This is a genomic window from Brevibacillus sp. MER 51 (assembly GCF_023714195.1).
Classification (GTDB): domain Bacteria; phylum Bacillota; class Bacilli; order Brevibacillales; family Brevibacillaceae; genus Brevibacillus.
This window is the reverse complement of record NZ_JAMAUS010000084.1, coordinates 1-264: the sequence shown is the minus strand read 5'-3', so window position 1 is coordinate 264 and position 264 is coordinate 1. Positions and strand designations below refer to the sequence as shown.

General features: G+C 53.4%; 1 rRNA gene. It reads right to left on the bottom strand.

The annotated features are described in order from the left end of the window. A 23S ribosomal RNA gene (locus M3630_RS31370) occupies nt 1-264 on the bottom strand; the annotation flags it as partial.

Here is a 264-nt window from a genome sequence, read left to right as displayed (position 1 = left end):
TCGGGGTTGGTCTCGGAGAGACGCGCGTTTAGGTTACGCGACTATCACGCTCTATGGTCAGCTTTCCCAAGCTGTTCACCTACGCGCGTCTTTTGTAACTCCGTGTGAGACGCCCCACAACCCCGCCAGGTAAACCTGACGGTTTAGGCTCTTCCGCGTTCGCTCGCCACTACTGACGGAATCACTATTGTTTTCTCTTCCTCCGGCTACTTAGATGTTTCAGTTCACCGGGTCTGCCTTCTCGTACCCTATGTATTCAGATAC